This window comes from Paraburkholderia sp. RL18-101-BIB-B (assembly GCF_046026985.1).
Lineage (GTDB): Bacteria > Pseudomonadota > Gammaproteobacteria > Burkholderiales > Burkholderiaceae > Paraburkholderia.
This window is the reverse complement of the sequence record NZ_JARESV010000215.1, coordinates 1-392: the sequence shown is the minus strand read 5'-3', so window position 1 is coordinate 392 and position 392 is coordinate 1. Positions and strand designations below refer to the sequence as shown.

General features: G+C 55.1%; 1 protein-coding gene. It reads left to right on the top strand.

Going from position 1 to position 392, the window contains the following annotated elements; all coding sequences use genetic code 11:
- On the top strand, positions 1–344 hold a 344-nt coding region (locus P0D73_RS46795), incomplete at its 5' end, for a hypothetical protein (RefSeq protein ID WP_408436569.1).
- Between the last annotated feature and the right edge of the window lie 48 nt (positions 345–392).

Sequence of the window (392 nt, the reverse complement as noted above, 5' to 3'; positions counted from 1 at the left end):
ACTACTTTTACTTCGAAAACGCTTTTATTTTTACTTCATCGGACGACAGTCCGGACATCCTTTTCAGCCTGGTTCTGCATCATCCCGACGAACGGGTTTTGCTTGATGACACCCCAGCGCACTGCGTAATTGCAGATCGTCTGCATGAGGGCCATGTCTTTGTTCGCGCCGATCGGCGCGCCGGCCTTCGCGCGCTGGTCGAGGTATTGATAACCGTAGAAGGTTTCGAGCTTCTTCGGATCCATGCGCCCGAAAATTCGTCAGGTGGTCGCATGCGCCTGCGCGTACTGCCAGCCCTTCTTTCGACTGGTCGCGAAAGTGCGTCGGTGCAACATCCGTTTTGAAGCGGTCGATCATGTCGGCGACAGAACCGAGAGGATCTGGCCTACCTG